Raw genomic sequence first — 24665 nt, forward strand, 5'->3', positions numbered from 1 at the left:
CTCCCGACAGCCCCGGTGAACGTCGAATTCATCCTTTCGGTTTCCGTCCGATCGACGCGGAGCGCCGCCCTGCGCGAGTGACAGTTCTCGCGCCCCCGCCATTCAGATTCCAGCAGGAGCGATTCATGACGTCGAGCACCGACGCCGGCCCCGGCGAGAACCCCGCCGCCGCGACCGAGCCGGCGCCCGCCCGGCAGCGGCCGGAGCGCCCGGCCTCCGAGCGCCGGGTCCGCCCGGACCGCCCGCGCCCGGCGGCCGCCGCCGACGCCGCGCCGCGCGCCCGCACCGGCAAGCCGACCCGCCGCAGGGCCGAGGGCCAGTGGGCGCTCGGCTACCGCGAGCCGCTGAACCCGAACGAGCAGGCCAAGAAGGACGATAACCCGCTGAACGTGCGGGCGCGGATCGAGAACATCTACAGCAAGACCGGCTTCGACGGCATCGACAAGGGCGACCTGCGCGGCCGGTTCCGCTGGTGGGGCCTCTACACCCAGCGCGAGCAGGGTTACGACGGCACCTGGACCGGCGACGAGAACATCGACATCCTCGAAGCCAAGTACTTCATGATGCGCATCCGCTGCGACGCGGGCGCGCTGAACGTCGCGCAGCTGCGCACCCTCGGCGAGATCTCCACCGAGTTCGGCCGGGACACCGCCGACCTCTCGGACCGGGAGAACGTCCAGTACCACTGGATCGAGGTGGAGAACGTCCCGGAGATCTGGAAGCGGATCGAGGGCGTCGGGCTGAAGACCACCGAGGCCTGCGGCGACTGCCCGCGCGTCGTGCTCGGCTCGCCGCTGGCCGGTGAATCGCTGGACGAGATCATCGACCCGACGCCTGCGATCGACGAGATCGTGCGCCGCTACATCGGCAAGAAGGAGTACTCCAACCTGCCGCGCAAGTTCAAGACCGCGATCTCCGGCCAGCAGGATGTGGTGCACGAGATCAACGACGTCGCCTTCGTCGGGGTGAACCACCCCGAGCACGGCCCCGGCCTCGACCTCTGGGTCGGCGGCGGGCTCTCCACCAACCCGATGCTGGCGCAGCGGGTCGGCGTGTGGGTGCCGCTGGCCGAGGTGCCCGACGTCTGGGAGGGCGTGGTCTCGATCTTCCGGGACTACGGCTACCGGCGGCTGCGCACCAAGGCCAGGCTGAAGTTCCTGATCAAGGACTGGGGTATCGAGAAGTTCCGCCAGGTGCTCGAGGACGAGTACCTGAAGCGCAAGCTCATCGACGGCCCCGCCCCGGTGCAGCCGACCAGGCCGATCGACCACGTCGGCGTGCAGAAGCTGCGCAACGGCCACAACGCCGTCGGCTTCTCCCCCATCGCGGGCCGGGTCTCCGGCACCATCCTGACCAAGGTCGCCGCGGCCGCCGAGAAGGCGGGCTCGGACCGGATCCGGTTCACGCCGTACCAGAAGCTCATCGTGCTCGATGTGCCGGACGACCAGGTCGAGGCGCTGATCGCGGAGCTGGAGCCGCTCGGGCTGCAGGCGCGGCCGTCGAACTGGCGGCGGAACCTGATGGCGTGCAGCGGGATCGAATTCTGCAAGCTCTCCTTCGCCGAGACCCGCAAGCGCTCACAGGCGCTGGTGCCGGAGCTGGAGCAGCGGCTCGCCGACCTGAACGCCGGGCTGGACGTGCCGATCACGATCAACATCAACGGCTGCCCGAACTCGTGCGCCCGCTCCCAGATCGCCGATATCGGCTTCAAGGGCCAGCTGGTGGACGACGGCGCGGGCAACCAGGTCGAGGGCTTCCAGGTGCACCTCGGCGGCAGCCTCGGGCTGGACAGCGCGTTCGGCCGCAAGCTGCGCCAGCACAAGGTGACCACCGGTGAACTCGGCGACTACGTCGACCGGGTGGTGCGCAGCTTCGTGAAGAACCGCACCGAAGGCGAACGGTTCGCCCAGTGGGCCGTCCGCGCCGACGAAGCCGACCTCCGATGACGGGGCGGGCGGCACTGCTGAGGGGAGATCAGCGATGACAACGGGACTGACCGGGAAACTCGCCGAGAAGGAGCTGCGGGCGATCGCCGAGCGCGGCGCCGCCGAGCTGGACGGCGGGTCGGCGCTCGATCTGCTGCGCTGGACCGACGAGACCTTCGGCACCGGCTACATCGTCGCCTCGAACATGCAGGACGGGGTGCTGGTGCACCTGGCCGCGCAGGTGCGGTCCGGGGTGGACGTGCTCTTCCTCGACACCGGCTACCACTTCGCCGAGACCATCGGCACCAGGGACGCGGTCGAGGCCGTGTACGGGGTGAACGTGGTGAACGTGCGCCCGGAGCAGAGCGTCGCCGAGCAGGACGCGCTGCTCGGGCGCGACCTGTTCGCCAGGGACGCCGCCGAGTGCTGCCGGCTGCGCAAGGTGGTGCCGCTGCAGCGCTCGCTGAGCGGCTACAACGCCTGGGCCACCGGCATCCGCCGGGTGGAGGCGCCGACCCGGGCCAACGCCCCGCTGGTCTCCTACGACGAGGGCTTCGGGCTGGTGAAGATCAACCCGATCGCGGCCTGGTCCGACGACGAGATGCAGGACTACATCGAGACGCATGGGATTCTGGTGAATCCCCTGGTCGAGGAGGGATATCCGTCCATCGGCTGCGCTCCGTGCACGCGGAAGCCGGAGCCGGGTTCCGATCCGCGGAGCGGCCGCTGGGCCGGCTCCGCCAAGACCGAATGCGGGTTGCACGCCTCATGACCGACACCATTCGCACCGAGCGTTCCCTCGGGCTCAGCGATTTCGACACCCTCGACGCGCTGGAGTCGGAGGCGATCCACATCTTCCGCGAGGTCGCGGGCGAGTTCGAGCGGCCGGTGATCCTCTTCTCCGGCGGCAAGGACTCGACCGTCCTGCTGCACCTGGCGCTCAAGGCCTTCTGGCCCGCGCCGCTTCCGTTCGCGCTGCTGCACGTCGACACCGGGCACAACCTGCCCGAGGTGCTGGAATTCCGGGACCGGATCGTCGAGCGGCACGGGCTGCGGCTGCACGTGGCGAGCGTCGAGGAGTACCTCGCCGACGGCAGGCTCGCCGAGCGCCCGGACGGCATCCGCAACCCGCTGCAGACGGTCCCGCTGCTCGACGCCATCACCGCGAACCGCTTCGACGCGGTCTTCGGCGGCGGGCGAAGGGACGAGGAGCGCTCGCGCGCCAAGGAGCGGATCTTCTCGCTGCGCAACGCCTTCGGCCAGTGGGACCCGAAGCGGCAGCGCCCCGAGCTGTGGAATCTGTACAACGGCAGGCACGCGCCAGGCGAGCACGTCCGGGTGTTCCCGCTGAGCAACTGGACCGAACTCGACATCTGGCGATACATCGCGCGCGAGGATGTCGATCTCGCGAGCATCTACTACACGCACGAGCGGCCGGTGTTCCAGCGCGACGGCATGTGGATGACGCCGGGCGTCTGGGGCGGCCCGCGCGACGGCGAGGTGCTGGAGACCAGGTCGGTACGGTATCGCACGGTCGGTGACGGCTCCTCCACCGGCGCGGTGCTCTCCGAGGCCGCGACCAACGAGGCCATCCTGGCCGAGGTCGCCGCCTCGCGGCTGACCGAGCGCGGCGCCACCCGCGGCGACGACCGGGTCTCCGAGGCCGCGATGGAAGACCGCAAGCGAGAGGGTTACTTCTGATGGCCGACACGGTGCCGAGCGAGCCGCCGGCTCAGCTGCTCCGGCTGGCGACCGCGGGCTCGGTGGACGACGGCAAGTCCACGCTGGTCGGGCGGTTGCTGTACGACACCAAGTCGGTGCTGGCCGATCAGATCGACGCCGTCACCCGCGCCTCGGTGGATCGCGGGCTGGCGACGCCGGATCTGTCGCTGCTGGTCGACGGGTTGCGCGCGGAGCGCGAGCAGGGCATCACGATCGACGTGGCGTACCGCTACTTCGCCACGCCGAAGCGCTCGTTCGTGCTCGCCGACACCCCGGGGCACGTGCAGTACACCCGCAACACGGTCTCCGGGGCCTCCACCGCCCAGCTGGTGATCCTGCTGACCGACGCGCGCAAAGGCGTGATCGAGCAGACCAGGAGGCACGCGGCGGTGCTCGCGCTGCTCGGCGTGCCCAAGCTGGTGCTCGCGGTGAACAAGATCGACCTGGTGGACGACGCCGCCGAGGTGTTCGAGCGGATCTCCGCCGAGTTCAACGAACTCACCGGCGCGCTGGGCTGGGCGCCGGAGGACGTGCTGGAGATCCCGGTCTCCGCGCTGCGCGGCGACAATATCGCCACCCGCTCGGCGAATACCCCGTACTACGACGGCCCCTCGCTGATCGAGCACCTGGAGTCGGTGCCGGTGGACGCGGACAGCACCGGCGCGCACTCGCTCGGGCTGCGCTTCCCGGTGCAGTACGTGATCCGGCCGCGCACCGCCGAGTACCCGGACTACCGCGGCTACGCGGGGCAGATCGCCGCCGGTTCGGTGGCGCCGGGCGACGAGATCGTCGTGCTTCCCTCCGGGGTGCGCACCACGGTGGAGCGGATCGACACGCCCGCGGGCGAACTGGCGGTGGCGCAGACCGGCCGCAGCGTCACGCTGATCCTCAGCGACGACGTCGACGTCTCGCGTGGCGACATCATCGCCGCGGCCGCGGACGCGCCGGAGCCGATCGACGACTTCGAGGCGACGGTCTGCTGGCTCGGCGACAAGCCGCTGCGGCCCGGCGCCCGGCTGCTGCTCAAGCACGGCACCAAGACCACGCAGGCCATCGTCGGCGCGCTGGTCGAGCGCTTCGACGAGCAGCGGCTGGCCGCCGACCCGTCGCCGGAGACGCTGGCGCTCAACGACATCGGCCGGATCTCGATCCGGGTCGCCGAGCCGATCCCGGCCGACGACTACCGGGCGAACCGGCACACCGGCAGCTTCCTGCTCATCGACCCGGCCAACGGGAACACGCTCGCGGCCGGGCTGGTCGGCGACGTGCTCACCGCGGTCGAGGTCGGTGCCGGGATCTGAGGTGCGGGTTCGGCCCGGCTCGAACCGGTCGGCGCCGGTGCTGATCGGGGTCGGGCACGGGAGCAGGGATCCGCGCTCGGCGGCGACGGTGGGCGCGGTCATGGACGCGGTGGCCGCCGCGCGGCCGGGGTATCCGGTTCGCGCCGCGTTCCTCGACCTCAACGCGCCGTCGGTGGAGCGGGTGCTCGACGCCGTCGCTGCGGCGGGGCATCGGCACGCCGTGGTGGTTCCGCTGCTGCTCGGCAGTGCTTTCCACGCCAGGGTCGACCTGCCGGGGCTGCTCGCCGCCGCGCGGCAGCGGCACCCGCTGCTCCGGGTCGACCAGGCCGAGGTGCTCGGGCCGGATACCCGGCTGGTCGATGCGCTCGCGGATCGCGTCCGGGAGCTGCGGGCGGCGAGCGATCCCGGCGTGATCGTCGCCGCCGTCGGCGCCTCTTCGGCAGCGGCCAATGCCCGTACCGGGCAGGTGGCGGACGAGCTCGCCGCGCGCACCGGCTGGCGCACCGAGATCTGCTTCGCCACCACTGAACCCGGCGTCGAGGTGGCGCGGGCACGGCTGCTCGCCCGTGGCGCGCGGCACATCGTCGTCGCCCCGTACTTTCTGGCGCCCGGATTGCTCACCGATCGGATCGCCGCCGCGGCAACGGATCTCGCGCACGCCGGGGCGCTCGGCGTGCACCCCGCGCTCACCGAGCTGATCTGGAACCGCTACGACACCGCCGTGGTCGAGCGGCATCTCCGCTCCGCCTGAGCCGCATCGGTTCACCGGGCAGGTTCAGCGCAGCAGCCCGACGTAGGCGGCGCGCACCAGCACCAGCGCGGTACCCGGCCGCGCTCGACGTTCGAGATCGCGACGGCCGCGGTGGGGCTGAGCAGCGCGCCGTGCGCGACCCCACTCTCCGATGCCGGGCCGCTCCGGCTCAGCCGATGAGCCGGTCCACCAGGGTGCGGGCGGCGGCGACGCTCGCTGCGTCGCCGAGCTGGTTGGCGGTGTTGGCCGCGGCGACCAGGGCGTCCGCCTGGAAGGCGAGCAGCTCGGGTTCGGCGTCCGGGTGCACGTGGCCGATCTGGCGGGCCAGGAAGCCGAGCCACTCGTGGTGGTCGGCGGCGACGGCATCGCGCACCGGACCCGGCCTGCTGTCGAACTCGGCCAGGGTGGCTACCCGGAAGCAACCGCCGCGCAGCACCGGCGCGGTGATGAAGGCGAACCAGGCGTCGACCAGGGCGCGCAGCCGCGCCGCGCCGCGCGGGTGGACCAGCGCGGGCCGGACCACGTGCTCCACGAACACCGCGCGGGCGGCGGCGACGGCGGCCCGCTGCAGCGCCTCCTTGGTGCCGAACAGGGTGGCGACGCCGCTCTTGCTGAGCCCGAGCTCGTCCGCCACCCGGGCCAGGCTGAGCCCGGTGAGCCCCTCCACCGAGGCGATGTCGGCCGCGCGGTGCGCGATGGCGGCACGGGCGCGGTCGCCCTTGGCCCGCCTGCCGTCGGCGGCGGGCGGCGCCGGTTCGGCCGGCGGGTCGTAGTTCACGGAGCCCATTGTGCGCCACCCCTTGTCCGAAAGCACGAACGATCGTACTGTCATTTTACGCACGATCGTTCGTGTTGTTTTCTGATCTCGGGACGGAGCCCCATGCAGACCTTCACCGAAGCCGACGACCCCGCCCTGCTCACCGTGCAGACCGCGGCCGCGCTGCTCGCGGACGCGCCCTGGCACCGCTTCGCGGTGGTCGGGGACTCCATCGCGCAGGGCATCGGCGACTCCACGCCCGGGTACCGGGACGCGGGCTGGGCCGATCGGGTGGCGGACGCGCTGCGCCGCGTCCGGCCGGAGCTGGCCTACCTGAACACCGGCCGCAAGGGCGCCACCAGCGCGGAGGTGCTCGCCGAACAGCTCGGCCCCGCACTGGCCTTCGAGCCCGACCTGGTGCACATCGTGTGCGGCGGGAACGACCTCTTCGTGCCGGAGCCGGATCTCACGGCCACGCACGCCAACCTGGACGCGCTCTTCGCGGCCTTCGCGGTGCGCGGAACGCGGATCTCGGCCTTCACCCTGACCGATGTCTGGGACCGCGAGCAGATGCGGGCGATGCGCGGCATGCGCGAGCGGATGGCGGCGCTGAACGACGTGATCCGCGCGGTGGCGGCGCGCTACGACGCGGTGCTGCTTGAGCTGTGGCCGCACCCGATCCGGCTGCGCCCGGACCTGATGAGCGCCGACCTCATCCACTTCTCCATGGGCGGGCACGCCGCGCTGGCCTCGGCGGTGGTGCAGCGGCTGGCTCAGGAGCTGGAGGCCGTCCCGCGGTAGCGGGCCACCAGCTCGGCGCCGATCCGGGCGAGCTCGGCGCGCACCGATTCCGGCTCGACGACCTCGAGTTCGGTGCCCCAGCCGGCCAGTTGCTGGGCGATCATCCGCGGGGTCGGCGCGGTGATCCGCACCCGCACGCGGCCGTCGCCGTCCGGGCCGATGACCGTGCAGTGTCTGCCCTGCTGGTGCTCCAGCACCGGGACCAGGTGCGCGGCGACGAGCACGGTGGCGCCCTCGGCGGCCCTGCGCCGCTCGATGGCGCCGACCGTCTCGCGCCAGGCCGCCGCCGGGTCGAAATCGGCGGGGCGATCGAAGGTCTCGCCGGTGGGCTCGGCGGCGGTCACCCGGTCCAGCCGGAAGGTGCGACGGCCGCGGTCGGTGCCCGCGATCAGGTACCAGATGCCGTCCTTGTCGACCAGGCTCCACGGGTCGACCACCCGGCTGGTCTGCTCGCCCCTGCGCAGGTAGCCGAGGCGGAGCCGGTCGCGGCGGATCACCGCGTCCTGGACCGCGGCCACGAGCGGCGGGGCGGCGGCGGCGTGCGCGCCCCAGCCCGCCGGGTCGAGCACGACCGAGTCGGCGGCGGCCTCGGCGTCGCCGCGGAAGGTCTTGGGCAGGGCGCGGACCAGCTTGCGCAGCGCCGAGCGGCCCTCCGGGACCCCGCCCGCGGCGGGGCCGGCCAGCAGGAACAGCGCCCTCGCCTCGCCTGCGGTGAGACCCGTCAGGTCGGTGCGGGCGCCGCCGACCAGCTGCCAGCCGCCGTTGCGCCCGGGTTGCGGGTACACCGGCACCCCGGCGCGGCCGAGTGCCTCCAGGTCGCGCCGGGCGGTCGCCACCGAGATCTCCAGTTCGGCGGCGATCTCGGCCGCCGTCACCCGGCCGCGCGTCTGCATGAGCAGCAGCACGGCTACCAATCTGTCCGCTCGCATATTTCCCATCCTGCCCGGAAAAGTGCGCAGAAGATGAGCACTTCACCGCGCAGGATGGGAACCGACACCGAATCCCGACCCGAGGAGAACGACATGCTGCGCGGACTGGCGACGCTCACCTTCTACGCCGACGACCTGGAGGCGGCCAAGGACTGGTACACCGAATTCCTGGGCACCGCGCCCTACTTCACCGTGGCGGGCGGCTACTACGAGTGGCGGATCGGCGACTACCAGGCGGAGTTCGGCATCGTGAACCGCGCGTACGCGCCGGCCGGAGCGCACAACGGGCCGGGCGGCGCCATCGCCAACTGGGCCGTCACCGACCTGGAGGCGACGCTGAACCGGCTGCTCGAGCTCGGCGCCACGCTCTACGACCCGATCACCCCGCGCGGCGAGGGCACCGGCTTCGTCACCGCCTCGGTGGTCGACCCGTTCGGCAACGTGCTCGGGCTGATGAGCAACCCGCACTACGCGGAGATCCTGGCCAGGACCGGGCCCGCGTAGGGGTCAGCGGAACCAGCGCTCGAGGACGAGGGCGACGCCGTCCTCGAGCACGTCGGCGGTCACCTCGTCGGCGGCCGCCCTGATCTCGGCGGGGGCATTGGCCATGGCGACCGAGTGCCCGGCCCAGGCCAGCATCTCCCGGTCGTTGAGGTGGTCGCCGATGGCGAGCGTCGCCTCCGGCGGCACCTCCAGGGTCTGCCTGAGCTGCTCCAGCGCCCAGCCCTTGGAGACACCGTGCCTGGAGACGGTGAGCCAGGGGCCGAAGTCGCCGTGGATCCAACCGGTGCCCGGCACGTCGAACTCGCGCAGCAGCTCCGCCATCTGCTCGTCGGTGCCGCCGGGCCACCAGCCGCTGAGCCGGGGCGTGTGCTCGCTGCCGAGCAGGGCGTGGTCGACCACCCGGACGTGGCCGAGCGGGTAATCGGTCGGGCCGTCGCCGGTGACCCACATGCCGACGCCCACCTTCTCCACCGCAAGCACCATCTCCGGCGCGCCCGCGCGCAGCGCGGTGATGGCGGGCAGCGGGTCGAAGTCGGCGACCGCCAGTGCCTCGCCGCGGGCGACGTCGAGGTGTACGGCGCCGTTGGAGCAGAGGGCGTGGCCCTCCAGCAGGCCGAGTTCGGCGAGGACCGGCGCCGCGGAGAGCATCGAGCGGCCGGTGGTCACGACCACGTGCGCGCCCGCGGCGACGGCGGCGCGCACGGCGTCGACCACCCGGCGGCTCACCGGCGAGCCGGACTTCAGCAGGGTGCCGTCGACGTCGAGCGCGATCAGGCGCGGTTCTTCCCCCGTAGCGTCCACCCCTTCATTCTGCCCCGGCCACCCGGGCGCGCCCGGAGTTTTCCCTCGACGATCCGGTTCTGGACCGGACCCACCTCGGACGAGCGCCGCGGGTGGCCGGGATCGGCCGCCGGAGATGTCCGGCGGCCCCCGACCGGTTGTTACCGGTCGGAGCCTCCCCCACCCGAGCCGCCGGAGTTCGAGCCGCCGGAGCCGCCGCCCCTGCCCGAGCCGCCCTTGCCGGAGCCGCCGTTCCCGGAGCCGGCCTTGCCGGAGCCGCCGTTCCCCGGTCCGGCGCTGTCGGAGCCGGAGGCGCTACCGCCGTTCGAGCCGTCGCGCCCCGAGCCGCTGCCGCCGGACCCGCCGTCGCCCGTGCGGCCGCCGTTCGAGTTCCCGCCCGTGCCGCCGCCCGAGCCGGAGCCGCCCGTGCCACCGCCACCCGAGCCGCCGCCGGCCGAATCACCGCCACCCGTGCCACCGCCATCGGAGCCGTCGCCACCCGTGCCACCGCCATCGGAGCCGTCGCCGCCCGAGGCACCGCCACCCGAGCCGCCGCTGCCCGAGGCACCGCCACCCGAGGCACCGCCACCCGAGCCTTCGCTGCCTGAACCACCGCCACCCGAGGCACCGCCACCCGAGCCTTCGCTGCCTGAACCACCGCCACCCGAGGCACCGCCATCGGAGCCGTCACCCGCACCGCCGTCGGACCCGTCATTGCTCGCAGCGCCGCCCGAGCCGGCGCCGTTCGGGCCGTCGCTGCCCGAGCCGCTGCCGGAATCAGCACTGCCCGAGTCGCCGCCACCCGAGTCGCCCCCGGGCGGACCGCCGCTGCCCGAGCCGTCGGACGCGCTGTCGCCACCACCGGGCTCACCACCCGGGCCCGCATCAGCGGGACCACCGGCCGGACTCGCTCCCGACGTCCCCGCCGCGTCGGCGCTCACCCCGGCCGGTGCCTGCCCGCCGGCGGTGCCGCCGGACCCCGCCCCGCCGTCCGGCGGCACCGCCCCGGCCGACGGAAGTCCGACGACACCCAGCTCCGGCCCGATCCCACCGCGCCCGTGCGGGCCGAACCCGAAGTGCTCGAGGAAGGGCAGCGAATTCGTGAAGCGAGCCGGGTTCGCACAGGCACCGCTGCTCGGTACCGTCCGCGGCGCCCCGTCCCCGCCCCTCCCGGAACGCGAGACCGGCGTTAGCGGCGGCCCGTACACCCGAACCGGCGCCGCCACCGACCCGCCGAAGGCGATCGGCGCCCCACCCGCATACGGCACGGCCCGACCGCCGACCACCGGCGCGGCCCCGGCGACGGGAACCCGCGCGATCCCCTGCCCCATCCCGAACTGCCCCTCCACCCCGGGGAACCGATCCAGCCCGGGCGCGGACTGCGGCGCAGGCCCACCGAACACCGTCGCGGCCGACATGGCCAGCGCGGAGACCAGTACGGCGCTGGACAACACCCCGACGTGCGCGACGGGCTCGGCCCGCCGCGCAGGCGGCGCCAGGGTGCGCGCCGCGAACCGCGCGGCGCCGAGCGCGATGGTGTGGCCGGGATCGGCGCCGCGGAGTACCGGCAGCCCGAGCTCGCCGAGGGTGCGCGCGACCTCGGGCGGCCGGGCGGCGCCACCGACCAGCAGGATGCCGGTGAACTCGGATCGGTCGACACCGCTGCTCGCGAGGCAGTCGAGGACGAGCGGGAAGGTCGCCCGGATGTGTTCCGCGCGCAGCCCTTCGGTGTCGACTCCGCGGGTGCCCGGCGCGCCGGGCCGCCGGTACGCCCGCTCGGCGATCCGAGCGCCGAGCGGCTCGCCGCCGAAATCGCGGGAGCGCACGGGGGATCCGACCAGCGGGTGGTCCGGCCAGTCCGCGCCGACCCGGACGATGCCGAGGTCGAGACTGGTGGCGCCGAGATCGTAGACGAGCACGAAACCCGCTGTGAGCGGCCCCGTCTCGTACTCCAGCCACTCGGCCGCGGCGACCGGCTCCGGAACCGGCAGCACGTGCCCGGCCCCGGCGAGGTCGAGCGCCTGCGTCAGCCTGGCGATTTCGTCGGCGCCGTAGATCGCCGGGTGTGCGAGCACCACCCCGGCCCGCGGCGGCTCCGCACGCAGCAGATCGCCGACCACGGCGACGATCAGCGCTGCCGGCGTCCACAGCCGCCCACCGACGACCAGCGGCTCGCCCTCGACGGTGAGATCCGCGAAATTTGCTGCCGAACCGCTGATCTCGGCGGTCGCGCCGACCCTGGCGACGCCGGGCGCGCCGATCCCGGCGGTGCCGCGGCTGTCGAAGGAGACCGTCGTGGGCCGTACCCGCACCGATGGCTGCGGTTGCCCAGCGGTGACGGAAGCCGTCACCGAGGTCGCCGAGCCCATGCAGATCCCCACGCCAGTAGTCATCGCCATCCCGTCAACGCACCGTGACCACGTCCAGCACACCGGATACCCGTGTGGCCGCGGTCGTCTTCCGCACAGCCACTACAGGTTAGCTGTTCCGACTCCGGGCACATGCCGAATTGGTATGACGCACCGCATTTTTAGGCCGACCGGTTCGTGCGATCAGCCAAAACCCCAGCGGAGAGCGCATTCGGACCGGTCGGCTCGTTTAACTGTTCGAGCGTGTCGGACGGAAGCTGGTTAACGATCAGCGATCGAGGGCGGCGGCGCGAAACCCACCCGCGAACGAGGCGAGCCGTGATGACCGACCAGTCGGTAGCCAACAGATAGCCACAGACGAAAGTGGCGCCCCCGGCCTTGGGGGGACGTGCGGCGGCGCCTACTCGAAGCGCGGCTCGCAGGGGGGTTCGAGCCGCGATGCGGGGCAGCACTTGGGGGGAGTAGCTGACCCATTGCCGATCGTACGCCCGGAGCGCGAGATCCGGCGATTTTCGTCACCTAATCGACATGTCAGGCCAGCAAAACCGGCAAATAGCCCGTAGATCGCGGCTGAATCGCGCAGGCTGCCCGCCCCGGATTGCGGAACTCGCCCGATCAGCCCTGGGTGAGCAGGCTCCGGAACCGCGACCGCTTGGTCACGGGCAGCGCCGCGCCGCCCGGCCGGACTCGCGGCGCTCGCAGCCGGACCAGCCGGTCGAACTCGTCGGCGCCGCGCGGCGGCGTGCCGAGCAGCCCGGCGTTGAAGTCCGCCGCGAGCTGCCGCACCGTCTCCTGCGCGCACGACTTGTTGGTGCCGATGAACCCGGTCGGGCCGCGTTTGATCCAGCCGGTGACATAGCTGCCGGTGACCGGCGCCCCGCCCGGCTCGGTGAGCACCCGGCCCGCCTCGTTCGGCACGACCCCGCGCACCTCGTCGAAGGGCAGCCCCGGCACCGCGACACCCCGGTACCCGACCGAGGTGAGCACCAGCCCGGCGTCGAGCCGCTCGACCTCGCCGGTGGGCACCGCGGCCACCCGGCCGTCGGCGCCGGTGGTCAGCGCGGTGCGGGCGAGTTCGAGCCCGGTGACCCGGTCGGTGCCGACGATCTCGGTGGGCGCGGCCAGGTAGCGGAAGACGATCCGCCGCCGCGCGCCGACCGGGCGCTTCGCCACCTCGTGCAGCAGCCGCAGCTTCTGCTCGACCCGGTACGGCAGCTCCGGCGTGATCGGCGGCAGCTCGCCATCGATCACGATGTCCACGTCGGCGCCGAGCAGCCCGACGAACTCCGGGACGGTGAAGGCGGATTCGGCCGGGCCGCGCCTGCCGAGCACCACCACCTCCTCGATCCTGCTCTCGCGCAGCGCGCGCAGGGCGTACGGCGCGATATCGGTGGCGGCGAGCGTCTCCGGGTCGGCGGTGAGGATCCGCGCGACATCGAGCGCCACGTTGCCGTTGCCGACGATCACCGCGCGCCGCCGATCCAGGTCGAACCCGGCGTGCGCGTGGTCGGGGTGGCCGTTGTACCAGGCCACGAAGTCGGTGGCGGAGACGGTGCCGGGCAGCCCCTCCCCCGGAATCCCGAGCTTGCGGTCGGTGGAGGCGCCGACGGCGTAGATCACCGCGTGGAAGTGGTCGCGGAGCTCGTCCGGGGCGATGTCGGCGCCGATGTCGACGTTCAGGTAGGAGCCGAAGCCCGGCTGCGCGGAGATCACGTCGAAGAGCGCGCTCACCTGCCTGGTCCTGGCGTGGTCCGGCGCGACGCCGTGCCTGGCGAGGCCGTACGGCACCGGCAGCCGGTCCAGCACCGTCACCGCGACGTCCGGCTGCGTGAGCAGCTCGTCGGCCGCGTACATGGCGGACGGGCCGGAGCCGACGATCGCCACCCGCAGCGGGCTGCGCTCGGTCTCGATCCGCGCGGCGGGCACCGGCCGGGCCAGCAGCGGGCGCGGCCGGGCCTGGCGGTAGAAATCCGCGTTGATCTCGATGAACGGCTGCTGCTCCTGCGTCAGTTTCTTCGACGAGGTGATGGCGTCCACCGGGCAGGCCGAGGCGCAGGCGCCGCAGTCGACGCAGGCGGCCGGGTCGACATAGAGCATCTCCGCGGTGGCGAAGTCCGGCTCGTCCGGCGTCGGGTGGATGCAGTTCACCGGGCAGGCGTAGACGCAGGAGGCGTCGCTGCAGCAGGACTGGGTGACGACGTAGGGCATGTCAGGCGGTCTTCACCAGGCGCAGCGGCTCGGAGCGGAACCGGGTGACGTGGCCGTTCATGCCGAGCGCCTTCCACAGCCGCCGGGAGATCGGGTTCATCATGCCGATCTTCTCGGCCAGCATCCGCACGTCGCCGAAGTAGTCGGCGAAGACCTTCTTGGCCTCGTCGGAGCCGTAGAACAGCTCCTTGCGCACCGACTCCGGCACGTCGAACTCGTCGAAGAAGGTGCGCGGCGGGGTCGCGATGGCGCGGCCGAGGATCCACATGATCAGCGGCATGGCCAGCGAGAGCACGAAGCGCTGGCGCGCGTTGCGCTCCGGCACGTGCTGCTCGAGGAACTCGTGCGCGAAGGAGATGTGCCGTGCCTCCTCGGCGATGTGGATCGCCATGACGCCGCGCATGATCGGGTGGATGTCGTCGGTGGAGCGCAGGATGTCCTTCTGGATGTGGTCGATCGGCTCCTCGCCGGCCAGCACCGCCATGAAGAACAGGTTCGGGAAGTTCACCGCGACCGGCACCGCGAGGTGCCGCAGCTGGCGGACCAGCGGGCCCATGCCGGGCACGTCGACGCCGATCCGGTTCACCATCTCCTGGAACATCAGGGTGTGGTTGTGCTCCTCGATCATCTCGTGGGAGCAGTAGCGGAACTCCGGCGAGCCGTTCGGCAGCCCGAAGACGTGCTGCATCATGCCGCTGATCAGGATGGCCTCGAACTGCAGCCCGACCTTGGCGATATTCGCCTGGCGGTACTTGCCGATCTCGATCTGCCGCTCCTTCGGGAGCGCGAGGTACCACGGGTGCCTGCCCAGCGGGTCGGCGGAGGGCGGCAGGATCCAACGGTCCTCGCCGGTGTCGGCGGCGAAGTCCGGGTTGTCCCAGTCGATGTCATCGAAGGGGTCGAAGTTCTTGTTGACCGACCCTTCCGACAACAGCAGCAGCTTCGCGGCGTATTCGTTGGCCCGCGCGAGGTCGGTATCCGCGAAGGGCTTCTCGGCTGTCGACATCGTCGTCACTGCCTCTCGTAGTCGGCTTTAACTGTTCCCCATGGTTACACCTACACGGGGTAACGTCAACCTGCCGACAGCAGAGGGGCGGGGTACGTCATGACGTACCCCGCCCCGCGCCGCGAAATCGCGTCCTAGATCTCCGGAATCCGGGTCGCCCGGACGTAGACCGTCTCGCCGTCGGCCAGGCGGAGGGCCTCGGCGTCGCCCCTGGTCACCTGGGCGGCGAAGAGGTCGCCGGTGGCGGCGTTGCGGAGCTCCACCCTGACCTCGAAGCCGAGCCGGACCACCCGCTCGACGGTGGCGCGGGTGACACCGGCGGACTCGGCGGTGCCCTCGTTCTCGGCGTGCGCCATGCCCGGGTCGCGGCCGACCCGGATGTCGTGCGGGCGCACCAGGTGGCCGTTGAGCCGGGCCACCTCGCCGAGGAAGGACATGACGAACTCGTTGGCGGGCCGGTCGTAGACGTCCTCCGGGCTGCCGACCTGCTCGATCCGGCCCTTGTTCATGACCGCGATCCGGTCGGCGACGTCCAGCGCCTCCTCCTGGTCGTGCGTGACCAGGACCGTGGTCACGTGCACCTCCTCGTGCAGTCGGCGCAGCCACTTGCGCAGGTCGGCGCGGACCTTGGCGTCCAGCGCGCCGAACGGCTCGTCCAGCAGCAGCACCTTGGGGTCGACGGCGAGCGCGCGGGCCAGCGCCATGCGCTGCCGCTGCCCGCCGGAGAGCTGCGCCGGGTAGCGGTGCTGGAAGCCGTCCAGCCCGACGATGCCGAGCAACTCGTCCACCCGCTTGCTGATCTCGGCCTTCGGCCGCTTGCGGATGGTCAGCCCGAAGGCCACGTTGTCGCGCACCGTCATGTGCTTGAAGGCGGCGTAGTGCTGGAACACGAAGCCGATGTCGCGCTTCTGCGGCGGGATCCGGGTGACGTCGCGGTCGGCGATCACCACCACGCCGGAGTCGAGCGACTCCAGCCCGGCGATCGAGCGCAGCAGCGTCGACTTGCCGGAGCCGGAGGGGCCGAGCAGCGCGGTGAGTTCCCCGGAGGGGATCTCCAGCGTGACGTCGTCCAGCGCGGCGAACGTGCCGTAGTGCTTGTTCGCGTTGGTCACGGTGATCGTCATCGGGAGCTCCGCTTGCGGTCGAGGAGGGTCATGAGCAGCAGGGTGATCAGGGCGAGCGCCATCAGGACGGTGGCGGCGGAGTAGGCGCCGAACACGTTGTGGTCGTTGATGTAGCGGCCGTGCACCAGCAGGGTCAGGGTGAGCGACTTGCCGGGCAGCGCGGAGGAGACCATGATCACCGCGCCGAACTCGCCGAGCGAGCGGGCGACGGTGAGCACGACGCCGTAGGTCAGCCCCCAGCGGATGGCGGGCAGCGTGATCCGCCAGAAGGTCTGCCAGCCGTTGGCGCCGAGCGTGGCCGCCGCCTGCTCCTGCTCGTCGCCGATCTCGCGGAGCACCGGCTCCACCTCGCGCACCACGAACGGCAGCGTCACGAAGATGGTCGCGATCACCATGCCGGGTAGCGCGAAGATGACGTTGATGCCGATGTTCGCCAGCCCGCCGAACCAGCCGCCGACGCCCCAGAGCAGGATCAGCGAGACGCCGACCACCACCGGCGAGACCGCGAACGGCAGGTCGACGATGCCCTGCACCAGGCTGCGCCCGGGGAACCGGCCGCGCACCAGCGCCAGCGCGGTGACGATGCCGAAGACGACGTTCACCGGAACCACGATCACCAGGATGATCAGCGAGAGCTGGAACGCCGAGACCGCGGCCGGGGTGGTCACCGAACTGAAGAACTCACCGATGCCGCGCTCGAAGGTGCGCCACAGGATGACCAGCAGCGGGAGCACCAGCAGCACGAAGAGGTAGCCCAGCGCGATCACGCGCAGCGAGAGCTTCGCCGGAACAGAGAGTTTCATCGGCTCGCCGCCTCCCGCCGGGAGCTGCGCTCGGCCAGCAGGCGGAGCAGCAGCAGGGACGCGAACGAGATCGCGAGCAGCGCCACCGACACCGCGGCCGCGTTCACCTGCCGGTCGATCTCGATCTGCTTCTGGATGTACTGCGACGCCATCTCGGTCTTGCGCGGGATATTGCCGCCGATCAGCACCACCGAGCCGTACTCGCCGATGGCGCGGGCGAAGGCGAGGCCGCCGCCGCTGAGCACCGCGGGGGTGAGCGTCGGCAGCACGATCCGCCGGAACGTGGTCCAGTTGCTCGCGCCGAGCGAGAGCGCGGCCTGCTCCACCTCGCGGTCGGCCTCGATCAGCACCGGCTGCACCGCGCGCACCACGAACGGAAGCGTCACGAAGGCCAGCGCGACGACGAGGCCGGGCTGGGTGGCGTTGAGGTGGATGTCGACCGGGCTCTCCGGGCCGTACAGCGAGAGCAGCACGATGCTGGCCACGATGGTCGGCAGCGCGAACGGCAGGTCGATGAGCGCGTTGACCGCGCCCTTGCCGGGGAAGTCGTCGCGGACCAGGACCCAGGCCACCAGCGTGCCCATCACCACGTTGAGCACGGCGACGATCACCGAGACGATCACGGTGATGCGCAGCGAGTCCAGCGCGGCCGGGGCCGTCACCGCGTCCCAGAAACCGGACCAGCCGTGCTCGAACGAGGTCACGGTGAGCGCCGCCAGCGGCAGCACCACGATGATGCTGAGCCACAGCACCGCGGTGCCGATGCCGAGCGGGCCGATCGACCCGGTCACCTTCAGCCAGGAGAGGTCGCGCCGCGGCTTCCCCGGCGCGGTCTCGGTGAGCACCGCCGGACCCGGCGCGGGGGCGGGCACACTGTCGGGAACACCGGAGCCGGGCTCACGCCCGGCTCCGGCTGCATTGCTCTCGGTCACGATCGTTCGGTATCCCGTGTGCTCCGAGTCACGACGTCACTTGGTCGCGTTGTCGTAGATGACGGCGACCTTGCCGGTCTCCGCGGTGAACAGGTCCTTGTCGACGGCCTTCCAGCCACCGAGGTCGGCGATCGTCCACTCCTTGGTCGGGGTGGGGAAATCGGCCTTGAACTCGGCCGCGACCGCCGGGTCGACCGGGCGGAAGCCGGCCTGGCCCCAGGCGCGCTGACCCTCGGTGGTGAACTGGAAGTCGCGGAACGCCTTCGCCTTCTCCAGGTTCGGGCTGTTCTTCAGCACCGCGATCGGGTTCTCGATCTTGAAGGTGACCGGCGGGATCACGTGCTCGATCTGGTCGCCGTTGCGCTCCGAGAAGATGGCCTCGTTCTCGTAGCTCAGCAGCACGTCACCGGTGCCCTGGAGGAAGGTCTCGGTCGCCTCGCGGCCGGACTTCGGCTGCACCTTCACGTGCTCCGGCGAGACCAGCTGGCTCAGGTAGTCCAGCCCGGCCTGCGGGTTCTTGCCGCCGTCGGACTTGGCGGAGTACGGGGCGAGCAGGTTCCACTTGGCCGAGCCCGAGCTGAACGGGTTCGGGGTGACCACCTCGACGCCGGGCTTCAGCAGGTCGTCCCAGTCCTTGATGCCCTTGGGGTTGCCCTTGCGCACCACGATGGCGACCACGGAGCCGAACGGGATGCCCTTGTCCGCGCCCGCGTTCCAGCTGGCGTCGACCAGCCCGGCGTCGACCAGGCGGGTGATGTCCGGCTCCACCGAGAAGTTCACCACGTCGGCGGCGGCGCCGTCCTTGACCTTGCGGGACTGGTCGCCCGAGGCACCGTAGGACTGCTGGACCTGTACACCCTTGCCCGCGTCGGTCTTGTTGAACTCGGGGATCACCTTGTCGAAGCCGGGCTTCGGCACGGCGTAGGCGTAGAGGTTCAGCGTGCCACCGCTGCCGTCGGCGCCCCCGCCTTCGGTGGAATCGCTCGCGCCGCCACCGCAGGCGGTGAGCGCGACGGCGGCGAGCGCCGTGAGGGCGATCGCGAGCGGCTTGCGACGGGACCGGGTACGACCGGCGAACAACGACCTGCGAGACATCGCTGGACCTTCCTGTGTGATCCACCGCGACGGGGTTGCTGGGGTGCGGTGGACATCCGAGACGACGCGCCGGATCGCGAAACGATCCGTTGATTCCGGAGCCCCGTCGCCGGATGCGCGCCGGTTCATCGAACGGACGCGACGGTGACCCCGCAGATCACCGACAGAGGATATCGGCGACCGCGAGGTTGCCGACAGCGATCAACGCCAATTCATGGCGGACCTGCGGGACGGCACTCGGAGACACGGGCAGACTGTAGCAGAGCATCGATAGCTATTCGATTCGAACGAGTTTCACATGATCGGGGGAAACCGCATGTCGTCCGCCTCTCCGGACCGGCTCCGCACCCGCCTGCCCGGCATCAGCACCCGCGCCTGGGAGCATCCGGCCGACCGCACCGCACTGGTGACCCTGCGTTCGCTGGCCGGGTTCGACACCGTGCTGCGCACGGTATCGGGGCTGCTGCGCGAGCGCAGGCACCGGCTGCTCTACCTCGCGACGGCGGTGCGGGTGGACGAGCGCCAGTTCCGCACGCTGCACCAGCTGCGCCAGGACTGTGTCGAGATCCTGGATGCCCGAACGTTCCCGAGATGTTCGTTCTGCAAGACCCCCAACCGAATGCTTACACCATCGGCATGGACCAGCCCTTCATCGTGCTGACCACCGGGCTGGTCGAGCTGATGGACCTGGAGGAGCTGCGCTTCGTGATCGGGCACGAACTCGGCCACGCGCTCTCCGGGCACGCCGTCTACCGCACCATGCTCATGCACCTGATCCGGGTGAGCGCGAACCTGGGCTGGATGCCGGTCGGCGGCTGGGCGCTGCGCGCCATCGTGGCCGCGCTCATGGAGTGGAGCCGCAAGTCCGAGCTCTCCGGCGACCGGGCCGGGCTGCTCTGCGGGCAGGACGTGGAGGCGTCGGTCCGGGTGCACATGAAGACCGCGGGCGGCGCGCTGGTCAGCGAGATGAACCTCGGCGCCTTCCTGGCCCAGGCCGACGACTACGAGCGCTCCGGCGACCTGCGCGACGGCGTGCTCAAGCTGCTCAACCTGGAGCTCCAGACGCACCCCTTCTCGGTGCTGCGCGCCTCCGAGCTGCGCCGCTGGATCCACAGCGGCGAGTACGAGCGGGTGCTCGCCGGGCAGTACCCGCGCCGCGAGCAGGACGCCGAGGTGCGGATCGCCGAGGAGATCAAGCAGGCGGCGCGCACCTACCGGCAGAACTTCGACCAGTCCGACGACCCGCTGATCACGATGGTGCGCGGGCTCGGCCGCGACCTCGGCGGCGCGGTGAGCGAGACGGTGGCCGGGCTGAGCCGGCGGCTGGGCGGGAAGTAGGGGTAAGCCGGGCAGCTGGTCAGCGGGCAGCTGGTCAGCAGGCAGCCGGTCAGCGGGCGGCTGGTCAGCGGGTTATCAGCCAGGCGACGACGATCAGCACCAGCAGCGCGACCAGGGCCAGCTGCACCCGCGAGCGCGGCATCAGCGCACCCCGGCCGGGGCGGAGGCGCCCGGCGTCTCCGCCTGCTCCGGCTTGCTGTCCCGGCCGAGCAGGTGCAGCACCGCGCGCAGCGTGCGGTCGAGCCCCATGGCGATGGCGACGCTGATCGGCACCATGCCGAGCAGCACGACGACGAACTGCGGGATGAACGGCAGCCCCGCCACCCAGAGTTCGAACCCGTCCCACCAGCCTGCGATCTGCTCCACGCCCCCAGCCTAGTGGTCACCGCCGGTACCGGGAACGACCCGGCATCATGGGGGGTATGGCGCCGACCGATCACCCCGACCAGACCGCGCTCAGCGATTCGCCCCCGGCCGCGGCCCTACCGGCCGCGGCGATCGGCGGCGAGGTGCCGCTGCTCAGCCCGACCACCGAGGCCAGGCGCTACGGCGCCTACCCGCCGATCGACGACTACGCCTTCCTCAGCGACTGCGAGACCACCTGCCTGATCGCCAGCAACGGCGCGGTGGAGTGGATGTGCGTGCCGCGCCCGGACTCGCCGAGCATCTTCGGCGCCATGCTGGACCGCAGCGCCGGGCACTTCCGGATCGGGCCGTACGGCCGCAACGTCCCCGCCGCCAGGCGCTACCTGCCCGGCGGCATGATCCTGGAGACCACCTGGCAGACCGAGACCGGCTGGCTCATCGTCCGGGACGCGCTGGTGCTCGGGCCGTGGCACAACAACGACCAGCGCAGCCGCACGCACCGGCGCACCCCGATGGACTGGGACGCCGAGCACATGCTGCTGCGCACGGTGAAGTGCGTGAACGGCACCGTCGAGCTGGAGATGAGCTGCGAGCCCGCCTTCGACTACCACCGGGCCGCCGCGCAGTGGGAGTACACCGGCAAGGTCTACGAGGAGGCGACCGCGACCATGGCCGCCGACCCGGCGGCGGGGCCGACGCTGACGCTCACCTCCGACCTGCGGCTCGGGCTGGAGGGCAGGGAGGCGCGGGCGCGGACCAGGATGGTCGAGGGCGACGAGGTGTTCGTCGCGCTCACCTGGTCCGAGCTGCCCGCGCCGAAGAGCTACGCCGAGGCGGCGGAGAAGATGTGGGCCACCATCGAGAGCTGGCGGCAGTGGATCACCCTCGGCAAGTTCCCCGACCACCCGTGGCGCAACTACCTGCAGCGCAGCGCGCTCACGCTGAAGGGGCTCACCTACGCCCCGACCGGCGCGCTGATGGCCGCGGGCACCACCTCGCTGCCGGAAACCCCGCACGGTGAACGCAATTGGGACTACCGCTACAGCTGGGTGCGCGATTCCAGCTTCGCGCTCTGGGGGCTCTACACCCTCGGGCTGGACCGCGAGGCCGACGATTTCTTCGCCTTCCTCAACGACGTCGCCACCGGCCCGGACGGCGAACCCGTTCCGCTGCAGGTGCTCTACGGCATCGGCGGCGAGCTGACGATCAGCGAGAGCACCCTCGACCACCTGGCCGGGTACGACTGCGCGCGCCCGGTGCGGATCGGCAACGCCGCCTACGACCAGGTGCAGCACGACATCTGGGGCACCATGCTCGACTCGGTGTACCTGCACGTGCGCTCCAGGCAGCAGGTGCCGGAGACGCTGTGGCCGCTGCTGGAGCGGCAGGTGCAGGCCGCGATCGAGCACTGGCGGGAGCCGGACCGCGGAATCTGGGAGGTGCGCGGCGAGCCGAAGCACTTCACCTCGTCCAAGATCATGTGCTGGGTGGCGCTCGACCGCGGCGCCCGGCTGGCCGAGCTGCACGGCCAGGCCGAGCACGCCACCGAGTGGTTCGGCCTCGCCGAGGAGATCAAGGCCGATGTGCTTGCCAACGGCGTGAACGCCGACGGCGTGCTCACCCAGGCCTACGGCAGCGACACCCTGGACGCCTCGCTGCTGCTCGCGGTGCTCGTCCGCTTCCTGCCCCCGGACGACGAGCGGATCCGGGCCACCGTGCTCGCCGTCGCCGACCGGCTCACCGTGAACGGGCTGGTGCTGCGGTACGACACCGAAACCACCGACGACGGCCTCTCCGGCGCGGAGGGTTCCTTCGCCATCTGCTCGTTCTGGCTGGTCTCGGCGCTGGTGGAGATCGGCGAGCTGGAGCGGGCCAAGCACCTCTGCGAGCGGCTGCTCGGGCTGGCCAGCCCGCTGCGGCTCTACGCCGAGGAGATCGACCCGCGCAGCGGCAGGCACCTCGGCAACTTCCCGCAGGCCTTCACCCACCTGGCGCTGATCAACGCGGTCACGCACGTGATCCGGGCGGAGCAGACGCGCGACGCCGGATACTTCCAGCCCGCGCACTCCCCGCCCGCGCAGGCGCGCTGACCGGCCGGCGGGCGCGAGCGCCGGGTCAGAAGGGCGCGAGCGCCTCGGCCCGGCCACGCACGCCGCGCAGCTCGTCGAGGTGGCGCTCCAGCTCGGCGAGGCGCTCCGCGCGGCGGTGGCCGTAGCGGCCGTCGGCCTCCGAGGCCACCCGCAGCACCTCGTCGGCGCCGCGGAGCACCTCGGTGGCCAGCTCGGTGAAGTGGTCGCGCAGCGCGCGCTGCACCGCCCGCAGCCGGTTCCTGGATTCCTTGCCGACCTGGAAGACCACGTCGTCCATGAGCCGGGATACCGCCACCTTCGCCTCGGCCCGGCGGCGCTGCTTGCGCGCCTTGCGGTCGTCCCAGAGCGCGTTCACGCCGAGCAGTACGCCCGCGCCCGCCGAGTACCAGTTCACCAGCGACATGCCGAGCAGGCTGGTGGCGAGGCCGACCATCAGGATGCCGCCGTAGGAGCCGCGCAGCGCGGAGAGGAACTGCTGGGTGACGCCGGGCTTGCCGCTCTCCAGCGGCTCCAGCGGGGCCACCTCCTCCAGCACCTCGCCGGGGTTGGCCAGCCGCAGGTCGGGCAGCGGCGGCATCCGGTGGTGGGCCGGGAACTTCCCCGCCACCTGCTCGCACAGCTCCACCGAGCGGTAGTGCGCGACCACGAAGTTCTCCTCGACCGCCTCGCAGATCCTGGCGTCCAGGTCGGCGGCGAACTCCTTCCAGCGCTTGGCCGGGTCGGCATCGGTGATCTCGGCCTCGGCGTCGCGCACCAGGCTGCGCAGCCGGTGCCGCAGGTCGTGCTCGATATCGGCCATCAGCTCGGTGCTGCCGTCCACCAGCGTCACCTGCCAGTTGGCGGTGCGCTGCCGAAGCTGGTCGGCCTCGTCCCTGGCCAGGGATAGTCGCCGGGTGATCTCGGCGCGCCTGCGCGGGTCGCGCAGCGTCTCCTGCTCCGTGCGCAGCGAGCCCTCGAGGTGCCCGGCGATCAGCCGGATGTCGCCGATGGCGGCGTCCCGCGCCACCACGTCGGCGCGGGCGACGACGAAGTCGCGCAGGTGGTCGACGAGCTGCGGCAGCCCGGACTCGATGTCGCGGTGGTAGTCGCCGTCGGCGACCGCGTCCAGGTGCAGCTGCGCGGAGATCGGGGCGACCGCGAGGCCGAGCCCGGCCGAGTCGAGCAGGTCCCGGTTCCGCTGCTGCACATTCGACCAGTGCGGGTACTGGTCGATCTTGGTGAGCACGCAGATGACGGTCGGGCAGACCCGGTGGATGCGGTCCAGCCGCTCCAGCTGCTCGGCGTCGAACTCGGCGCCCGCGTCGGTCACGTAGAGCACCGCGTCGGCGGCGGCGATCATCGACCAGGAGATGTGGTCGTCGCCGGTCGAGCCGGGCGCGTCCATCAGGACGATGCCGTCGGCGAGGAACGGGCTCGGCTCGGTGTACTCGATCCGGACCACGCCGTCGGTGGCCGCCAGCGCGGCGGCGGCGCCGCGCGGGTCGATCGGGGTGCGCTCGGTTCGCCCCGGCGCGGTCGACTTGACCAGCGTCGCAGCCGATTCCAGCCCGTACTCGACGATCACCGGGACACCGTTGCCGTCGGTGACGTTCACCGGGGCCCCGATCAGGCTGTTCACCACGGTGCTCATCCCGGACCTGGGCCGGCCGACCACGACCAGCCGCACCCGCGGATCGCTGAGCTTGGCCAGCGCCATGCCGATGCGGCCGTTCAGATCCTCGCGCCCCGCGAACCGGGCCGTCTCCCTGAGATCCTCGAGGATCCGGATGAGCGGCGCCATGACCTCCGGATTCTTCGCCGTCGCTGCCTCAAGCCCGGCTACGGCAGACAAGCCGGTCTCCTCACTCTCGATCGTCGCGATGCC

The 24665-nt window shown here is 71.8% G+C and carries 21 protein-coding genes and 1 pseudogene; 9 read left to right on the forward strand and 13 right to left on the reverse strand.

Annotation, left to right across the window (positions count from 1 at the left end):
* Positions 1–125: 125 nt before the first annotated feature.
* The 5 genes from ACFUJ1_RS09800 to ACFUJ1_RS09820 are packed head-to-tail and all read left to right on the forward strand — an operon-like array spanning position 126 to position 5699.
* Positions 126–1946: a nitrite/sulfite reductase gene (locus tag ACFUJ1_RS09800; RefSeq protein ID WP_378644392.1), complete on the forward strand. Its 1821-nt coding sequence runs from the start codon at positions 126–128 to the stop codon at positions 1944–1946.
* Between the two features lie 34 nt (positions 1947–1980).
* On the forward strand, positions 1981–2697 hold the full coding sequence (locus tag ACFUJ1_RS09805; RefSeq protein ID WP_378644394.1) for a phosphoadenylyl-sulfate reductase: 717 nt from the start codon (positions 1981–1983) through the stop codon (positions 2695–2697).
* Complete coding sequence (cysD, locus tag ACFUJ1_RS09810; RefSeq protein WP_378644395.1) at positions 2676–3626, forward strand: sulfate adenylyltransferase subunit CysD; 951 nt, start codon at positions 2676–2678, stop codon at positions 3624–3626. Before ACFUJ1_RS09805 ends, cysD begins: the two co-directional genes overlap by 22 nt.
* Positions 3626–4948 carry a sulfate adenylyltransferase subunit 1 gene (locus tag ACFUJ1_RS09815; protein ID WP_378644397.1) on the forward strand — a complete coding sequence of 441 codons (1323 nt, stop codon included), beginning with the start codon at positions 3626–3628 and terminating at the stop codon, positions 4946–4948. The genes cysD and ACFUJ1_RS09815 overlap by 1 nt, the downstream gene beginning before the upstream one ends.
* A gap of 1 nt (position 4949) precedes the next feature.
* The gene (locus tag ACFUJ1_RS09820) at positions 4950–5699 is read left to right on the forward strand and encodes a sirohydrochlorin chelatase (protein WP_378644398.1); all 750 of its coding nucleotides are present in this window, start codon (positions 4950–4952) and stop codon (positions 5697–5699) included.
* 169 nt (positions 5700–5868) lie between these two features.
* Here ACFUJ1_RS09820 and ACFUJ1_RS09825 read toward each other — a convergent pair whose 3' ends face one another.
* Complete coding sequence (locus ACFUJ1_RS09825) at positions 5869–6477, reverse strand: TetR/AcrR family transcriptional regulator (RefSeq protein WP_378644400.1); 609 nt, start codon at positions 6475–6477, stop codon at positions 5869–5871.
* A gap of 102 nt (positions 6478–6579) precedes the next feature.
* Here ACFUJ1_RS09825 and ACFUJ1_RS09830 point away from each other — a divergent pair, with 102 nt between their 5' ends.
* A complete protein-coding gene (locus ACFUJ1_RS09830; protein ID WP_378644401.1) occupies positions 6580–7257 on the forward strand; it encodes an SGNH/GDSL hydrolase family protein in 678 nt (225 codons plus the stop codon).
* On the opposite strand, the gene ACFUJ1_RS09835 is transcribed toward ACFUJ1_RS09830, so the two are convergent.
* Positions 7230–8186: a helix-turn-helix transcriptional regulator gene (locus ACFUJ1_RS09835; protein WP_378644403.1), complete on the reverse strand. Its 957-nt coding sequence runs from the start codon at positions 8184–8186 to the stop codon at positions 7230–7232. The genes ACFUJ1_RS09830 and ACFUJ1_RS09835 overlap by 28 nt on opposite strands.
* Before the next feature lie 93 nt (positions 8187–8279).
* Between ACFUJ1_RS09835 and ACFUJ1_RS09840 the strand changes: the two genes are divergently transcribed.
* A complete protein-coding gene (locus ACFUJ1_RS09840) occupies positions 8280–8690 on the forward strand; it encodes a VOC family protein (RefSeq protein WP_378644404.1) in 411 nt (136 codons plus the stop codon).
* 3 nt (positions 8691–8693) lie between these two features.
* On the opposite strand, the gene ACFUJ1_RS09845 is transcribed toward ACFUJ1_RS09840, so the two are convergent.
* The 9 genes from ACFUJ1_RS09845 to ACFUJ1_RS09885 all read right to left on the reverse strand — a co-directional run bounded on the left by ACFUJ1_RS09845 (position 8694) and on the right by ACFUJ1_RS09885 (position 19254).
* Complete coding sequence (locus ACFUJ1_RS09845) at positions 8694–9491, reverse strand: HAD family hydrolase (RefSeq protein WP_378644406.1); 798 nt, start codon at positions 9489–9491, stop codon at positions 8694–8696.
* Positions 9492–9631: 140 nt separating this feature from the next.
* Positions 9632–11863 carry a hypothetical protein gene (locus tag ACFUJ1_RS09850; protein WP_378644407.1) on the reverse strand — a complete coding sequence of 744 codons (2232 nt, stop codon included), beginning with the start codon at positions 11861–11863 and terminating at the stop codon, positions 9632–9634.
* Between the two features lie 591 nt (positions 11864–12454).
* The gene (locus ACFUJ1_RS09855) at positions 12455–14047 is read right to left on the reverse strand and encodes an FAD-dependent oxidoreductase (RefSeq protein WP_378644409.1); all 1593 of its coding nucleotides are present in this window, start codon (positions 14045–14047) and stop codon (positions 12455–12457) included.
* 1 nt (position 14048) lies between these two features.
* Positions 14049–15053 carry a diiron oxygenase gene (locus tag ACFUJ1_RS09860; RefSeq protein WP_378644410.1) on the reverse strand — a complete coding sequence of 335 codons (1005 nt, stop codon included), beginning with the start codon at positions 15051–15053 and terminating at the stop codon, positions 14049–14051.
* A 134-nt stretch (positions 15054–15187) separates the two neighbouring features.
* Entirely contained in the window at positions 15188–16177 is a 990-nt protein-coding gene (locus ACFUJ1_RS09865; protein ID WP_378644412.1) for a sulfate/molybdate ABC transporter ATP-binding protein, read from the reverse strand.
* Positions 16174–16980 (reverse strand): sulfate ABC transporter permease subunit CysW, encoded by an 807-nt coding sequence (gene cysW, locus ACFUJ1_RS09870; protein ID WP_378644413.1) that lies wholly within the window; start codon positions 16978–16980, stop codon positions 16174–16176. The genes ACFUJ1_RS09865 and cysW overlap by 4 nt, the downstream gene beginning before the upstream one ends.
* A complete protein-coding gene (gene cysT, locus ACFUJ1_RS09875) occupies positions 16977–17825 on the reverse strand; it encodes a sulfate ABC transporter permease subunit CysT (RefSeq protein ID WP_378644751.1) in 849 nt (282 codons plus the stop codon). The genes cysW and cysT overlap by 4 nt, the downstream gene beginning before the upstream one ends.
* Positions 17826–17948: 123 nt before the next feature.
* Positions 17949–19007 carry a sulfate ABC transporter substrate-binding protein gene (locus ACFUJ1_RS09880; RefSeq protein ID WP_378644415.1) on the reverse strand — a complete coding sequence of 353 codons (1059 nt, stop codon included), beginning with the start codon at positions 19005–19007 and terminating at the stop codon, positions 17949–17951.
* Positions 19008–19164: 157 nt separating this feature from the next.
* Positions 19165–19254, reverse strand: a complete 90-nt coding sequence (locus tag ACFUJ1_RS09885; protein ID WP_357021258.1) for an Ms4533A family Cys-rich leader peptide — start codon at positions 19252–19254, stop codon at positions 19165–19167.
* A gap of 69 nt (positions 19255–19323) precedes the next feature.
* On the opposite strand from ACFUJ1_RS09885, the pseudogene ACFUJ1_RS09890 reads away from it, so the two are divergent.
* Positions 19324–20345, forward strand: a pseudogene (locus ACFUJ1_RS09890) (M48 family metallopeptidase).
* Between the two features lie 141 nt (positions 20346–20486).
* On the opposite strand, the gene ACFUJ1_RS09895 reads toward ACFUJ1_RS09890, so the two are convergent.
* The gene (locus ACFUJ1_RS09895; protein ID WP_378644417.1) at positions 20487–20711 is read right to left on the reverse strand and encodes a hypothetical protein; all 225 of its coding nucleotides are present in this window, start codon (positions 20709–20711) and stop codon (positions 20487–20489) included.
* Between the two features lie 131 nt (positions 20712–20842).
* Here ACFUJ1_RS09895 and ACFUJ1_RS09900 point away from each other — a divergent pair, with 131 nt between their 5' ends.
* Positions 20843–22801 carry a glycoside hydrolase family 15 protein gene (locus ACFUJ1_RS09900; protein WP_378644753.1) on the forward strand — a complete coding sequence of 653 codons (1959 nt, stop codon included), beginning with the start codon at positions 20843–20845 and terminating at the stop codon, positions 22799–22801.
* A gap of 25 nt (positions 22802–22826) precedes the next feature.
* Here the strand turns inward: ACFUJ1_RS09900 and ACFUJ1_RS09905 are convergent, their stop codons facing one another.
* Entirely contained in the window at positions 22827–24632 is a 1806-nt protein-coding gene (locus ACFUJ1_RS09905) for a dynamin family protein (protein WP_378644418.1), read from the reverse strand.
* Positions 24633–24665: the final 33 nt, after the last annotated feature.

Source organism: Nocardia sp. NPDC057227, from assembly GCF_042669725.1.
In the GTDB taxonomy this organism is placed as follows: Bacteria; Actinomycetota; Actinomycetes; order Mycobacteriales; family Mycobacteriaceae; genus Nocardia; species Nocardia asteroides_A.

What these genes read in the sequence shown, in the direction of transcription:
- ACFUJ1_RS09805 (WP_378644394.1), top strand. Translation starts at nt 1,981, where the DNA reads ATGACAACGGGACTGACCGGGAAACTCGCCGAGAAGGAGCTGCGGGCG.
- ACFUJ1_RS09855 (WP_378644409.1), bottom strand. Translation starts at nt 14,047, where the DNA reads ATGCCCTACGTCGTCACCCAGTCCTGCTGCAGCGACGCCTCCTGCGTC.
- ACFUJ1_RS09880 (WP_378644415.1), bottom strand. Translation starts at nt 19,007, where the DNA reads ATGTCTCGCAGGTCGTTGTTCGCCGGTCGTACCCGGTCCCGTCGCAAG.
- cysD (WP_378644395.1), top strand. Translation starts at nt 2,676, where the DNA reads ATGCGGGTTGCACGCCTCATGACCGACACCATTCGCACCGAGCGTTCC.
- ACFUJ1_RS09840 (WP_378644404.1), top strand. Translation starts at nt 8,280, where the DNA reads ATGCTGCGCGGACTGGCGACGCTCACCTTCTACGCCGACGACCTGGAG.
- ACFUJ1_RS09800 (WP_378644392.1), top strand. Translation starts at nt 126, where the DNA reads ATGACGTCGAGCACCGACGCCGGCCCCGGCGAGAACCCCGCCGCCGCG.
- cysW (WP_378644413.1), bottom strand. Translation starts at nt 16,980, where the DNA reads ATGAAACTCTCTGTTCCGGCGAAGCTCTCGCTGCGCGTGATCGCGCTG.
- ACFUJ1_RS09830 (WP_378644401.1), top strand. Translation starts at nt 6,580, where the DNA reads ATGCAGACCTTCACCGAAGCCGACGACCCCGCCCTGCTCACCGTGCAG.
- ACFUJ1_RS09815 (WP_378644397.1), top strand. Translation starts at nt 3,626, where the DNA reads ATGGCCGACACGGTGCCGAGCGAGCCGCCGGCTCAGCTGCTCCGGCTG.
- ACFUJ1_RS09850 (WP_378644407.1), bottom strand. Translation starts at nt 11,863, where the DNA reads ATGACTACTGGCGTGGGGATCTGCATGGGCTCGGCGACCTCGGTGACG.
- ACFUJ1_RS09860 (WP_378644410.1), bottom strand. Translation starts at nt 15,053, where the DNA reads ATGTCGACAGCCGAGAAGCCCTTCGCGGATACCGACCTCGCGCGGGCC.
- ACFUJ1_RS09865 (WP_378644412.1), bottom strand. Translation starts at nt 16,177, where the DNA reads ATGACGATCACCGTGACCAACGCGAACAAGCACTACGGCACGTTCGCC.
- ACFUJ1_RS09835 (WP_378644403.1), bottom strand. Translation starts at nt 8,186, where the DNA reads ATGCGAGCGGACAGATTGGTAGCCGTGCTGCTGCTCATGCAGACGCGC.